Source organism: Rhizobium sp. FKY42 (assembly GCF_005222835.1).
In the GTDB taxonomy this organism is placed as follows: Bacteria; Pseudomonadota; Alphaproteobacteria; order Rhizobiales; family Rhizobiaceae; genus Neorhizobium.
This window is the reverse complement of record NZ_STGA01000071.1, coordinates 10,992-14,394: the sequence shown is the minus strand read 5'-3', so window position 1 is coordinate 14,394 and position 3,403 is coordinate 10,992. Positions and strand designations below refer to the sequence as shown.

Below are 3,403 nucleotides of genomic sequence, written 5' to 3'. Positions count from 1 at the left end.
ATAAACCAATACTTTGCCAGCACCATCACACCGCACAAAATCAACGGCTTCCGAGTTGTTCAGGGAGGACAAATTAACGATTATCAATATTTGTAAGTTTGTTGGAGAATACGTGTTTTTTCTAAAATTGAATATTACTTATCGAATTCCCTGATTTGTCTGCCAGTTTCAAACTACAGCTGTTTTGCGCGGTATATGCACCTGCAACGCTGATCTGTGGTCGTCAGAGAGGTTCTGGGTTTGCAATCATGCCTGGCATCAGGTTGGCCCTATTGGGATATGAAGCCCAATTCATCAGCGGATAGATTGCCTCTGGTTACAATCAGGTAGCTGATGAGATATCTGAATTTGAGCAGCACCTCGCTTTCGTCCTTGGGTCGATGGCTCAAGATCGCAAGTCGTAACATGCCTGCTTCATTGCCGTCTTGGATTGCCGCTGAATGGAGTTCTGTCAGTTTTTGAAGTGACGGCGCGTGATTTCTACAACTGCCAGCGCAGTCTGTTTGATCGTGACTAACCCCGAATACGGGCGGAGTGTGATTCACGTATTGATTACGGGTCGTTTCGCAGAGAACCCATGGGGCGGATGACAACAATAGCACCGCAGATGCCTCGCCAATCTGTTGCTTGTAGGTGCTTTAGACACCACTGGGCGCAACGGAAAGCACGAGAGGATACGAAACGATACGAAAACTGAGGTTATAAATCATTGGAAAAAAACGGAAAAATATTTGTTGCACCTCCCGATGATGGAAGCGATTTCAAGGAATTGTTCAAGCAGATGGTCACTGCAGGGGCGGGCCGACCTTTGGCAGATGACGGCTTTCCGCAGGGTCCTTGGACGCCGGAGCTTCTGGCCGACGCGATTTCAAGCATAGATGTCAACCGAGTGGGGGTAGATCTGCGGACGGTGCAGCTCTGGTTTCAGGAAAACGATAAGGGGATCAGTCCAGCGAACATCCGTTGGCTTGCACGCATATTTGGTTGTGATGATCGGAAAGCAACGAATGATTGGCTGAAGGAACTTACAGTTGCTCAAGGTCGGCTTGCGGCCAAACGGCGTGACCAGAAGACCTCAAGCGAGGCCGTTGAAAAACGGATCGATGACCTGCCAGAGCCTGATCCGGCCAACCTCCACAATTCGCAAAAGCCGGTCCTGTCGCTCGAACCTCAAGTGACTTCAAAAAGCAGACAATCCAGCTTGGTGACCAAGACGGAGAAAATTTTCTCTCACGCATCATATCTGAACTTGCCTGCCTCGATCTTCGCCGGTGCCTCTGCCCTTGGGTTCATGTCCTACATCCTGGGAATTCATAGCATTACCTACTCGCGAGGCGATGGCATCGCGAAGCAGGTCGGCTTTCTCTGGGCACCGAACTGGACCGTAATGTTCATGGTGCTGTTGCCGCTTTTCTTCCTTATCGTCATCGAGCTTGTGGCATTCTGGAAACACGAAGGGAGACCCACATTTGAGACTGAGGCCGATCGGCAGCAAAAAGCCTATGGCTGGACGCAGAATCTGCAGGCCAACTCGCATAGTTTTTGGGCGGTATTCGTCGTCTGCATTCTGTTCGCGGGCTTAATTCAATGGGTCGGCGTACAACTGATGCCGCTGCTTGAGCAAAGACAGGATTTTGCGCCGAGCTGGGGCACCATAGGGATTATTCGGCCCAACGTTATATCGACGCCAGCTGCGATCATGTTCACCGCCCTCGCCTATCTGTACATGTCTGTCAGCTTTTACCTTCTGTTTGCTGGCCTGATACTGCTGCATATGATTGTGCATGATCTCTGGATGCTCAAATCCCGGCCAGACTGGCAAACTGTACAGAAACCGTTCCCAAAAATCAGCGAGACAAGTCTGAGGATCTTGCGCGGCGTCTTTAGGTGCACTGTACTCGTTGTTCTGTCTGCTATCTGTATGAAGGTTCAAAGCGCCTATCTCGCATCGCAGGGTTCCGATATCGTGACCTGGATGATGCGTGATGCCTTGGCGGTTTTCACTGATTACGACGACGGAGATCGCAGTTCCCAATATAGATTGCCAACGCACTACAGCAGCTTGCTCGTTACGCTCTCCGGCTGCAGCGTCTTTCTCTACGCAGCAGTCCGTCTGGGAGACGTCCGTCGTCTGCGTCGACCGTTGTTGAGGATGTGTGCGGTAATCGGCGCACTCTTCGCGACATATCTACTGATCGACGTTTTCGACGGCTTCTCGCTCATGCTGGTGACAACCGGGTTGATAGCAATCTATGGGCTGTTCGATCCAGAGTTCAAACCGGGTTGGCAAGGAATCGAGATGGAGCGCGATAGCCATGTTTCTTAAATTCCTTGATTGCTGGGATGAAAGGCGCGCCCAACGCGGCGAAGAGTTCAAACATGTCACGGAACTCACTCTGGACGCCGATCGAGCGTTCTCTGGAATAGGCAAAGGAACAACGATAGAAGAATTCTGTGCTCTCTCAGAGCAGGTCGCCTTGGATCCAAGCTTTTTTGATGTGCGCGAAGCAAGCCGTGAAGCCTTCGAGTCGCGTGATGGCTGGCTCAAGTTTTCATCGGACATTTCAACTGATGTTGTTGAGAACAATACCGTCTGGGCAAAGATTACGGAGAGTGGAAAACGCGATCAGGCAATAGTGGTCTTCCATCATTGGAATGCTAGCCGTCGGAATCGGCAACTCGCCAAGTTTCTTTCCGGGCATGGTGTGACTGTTATCGAGATCGCGATGCCCTATCATATGGAGCGCAGCAGACCTGGCTCGCTTCACTCCGATTACATGCTGAGTGCCAATCTCGGTCGGACGCTGCAGTCCGTCAGACAGGCCGTCTGCGATGGACGAAAGCTCACTCAGTGGCTGAAACTCGAAGGATATCAGAAGATCTCCGTTCTCGGAATGAGCCTTGGATCGTGGGTCGCTGGACTGGTTGCGGCGCATGAGCCTGCCATCTCACGAGCGTCTCTGTTTCTGACAGGTGGAAGTCTTGCCGAAATGGTTTGGTCCGGACGTGCTACCCGATCGATCAGAACAAGCTTGGAGCCGCATCTTTCGCTCCCGCAGTTGGAAAGGGCTTGGGCGCCGCTCAATCTGGGAAATTATGCGGAGAAGCTGGCACGGCAAGGTTTGGATACTCATGTTGTACTGGCGGTACGGGACACAGTCGTGCTGCCGGATCTATCGGAACGCTTACTTCAGAAACTGAGCTTCAACGGAGCAAGGATAAGCGCAGTGAAGCTGAATTGTGGCCACTATTCTCTTGGCCTCCCCCCTTACATCATCCGGGCGGGATGGAGCTTGAAGCAGTTTCTACGGTGACGGAATCGAAGTTTTCAGCGCTTATTCGCTTGCTTTGGCTGAGGCGCGCTTCATCATGAAGGCATTTCGAGCTGTCGGATTGATTGCTG

At 51.7% G+C, this 3,403-nt stretch carries 2 protein-coding genes; both read left to right on the top strand.

Annotated elements, in window-relative coordinates:
• The first annotated feature begins 709 nt into the window (after positions 1–709).
• On the top strand, positions 710–2,326 hold the full coding sequence (locus E8M78_RS21530) for a hypothetical protein (protein WP_137136997.1): 1,617 nt from the start codon (positions 710–712) through the stop codon (positions 2,324–2,326).
• On the top strand, positions 2,316–3,314 hold the full coding sequence (locus E8M78_RS21525; RefSeq protein WP_137136996.1) for a dienelactone hydrolase-related enzyme: 999 nt from the start codon (positions 2,316–2,318) through the stop codon (positions 3,312–3,314). Before E8M78_RS21530 ends, E8M78_RS21525 begins: the two co-directional genes overlap by 11 nt.
• The last annotated feature ends 89 nt before the right edge of the window (positions 3,315–3,403 follow it).

Excerpts from the sequence above, each read along its gene's own strand:
- E8M78_RS21525 (WP_137136996.1), top strand. The coding sequence starts at position 2,316 with ATGTTTCTTAAATTCCTTGATTGCTGGGATGAAAGGCGCGCCCAACGC.